The organism is Listeria floridensis FSL S10-1187 (genome assembly GCF_000525875.1).
GTDB lineage: Bacteria > Bacillota > Bacilli > Lactobacillales > Listeriaceae > Listeria > Listeria floridensis.
Window position 1 is genome coordinate 1 of record NZ_AODF01000088.1, and the last position, 470, is coordinate 470.

General features: G+C 39.4%; 1 protein-coding gene and 1 pseudogene. Both read left to right on the forward strand.

The genetic code is table 11. From position 1 onward, the window contains the following. Nucleotides 1–180 (forward strand): annotated as a pseudogene (locus MFLO_RS15815) (DnaB-like helicase C-terminal domain-containing protein); the annotation flags it as partial. 2 nt (nucleotides 181–182) lie between these two features. Next, the coding region (locus MFLO_RS14325) for a hypothetical protein (protein WP_036098749.1) at nucleotides 183–470 on the forward strand (288 nt) is incomplete at its 3' end.

The window sequence follows — 470 nt, forward strand, 5'->3', positions numbered from 1 at the left end:
GCTATTTTAGAAGATGCTGCGGCATTACTGGCGTTTGATTCTGCTGACAAAACCGCAGTCATCGAAATCAAGAAGGGACGCAGTGGTGGGGAAGGCACACAAGCCGAGCTGATATTTATGCCGAGCTTTGGAGTTGTGCAAGAGCTTGATTATAATGCGTCTTTAGTAAAGGAGTTTTAGCGATGGCATTTTTTACATTTATTGGTTTTTTTACAATTGGTATAAGTCTTAGTTTTGGAATTCTTTTATTATGGGAACGGATTAAAAATAAAAATGCCCTCAAGTGGATCCGGATAGGGGACGAAATTGAAGAGGTGGGCGTAGTTTTGCCCCATAAAGGAATTGTGCTTTTCATTGACAGAGATTCGAGAGACGTTGTAATGCTTAAATCAAACAATGATGAAGGTTATTTTCTAAAGACAGTGAAACCTGGTGGTTATGTTCCTACAGGTAAAACCTATTCAAGAGAA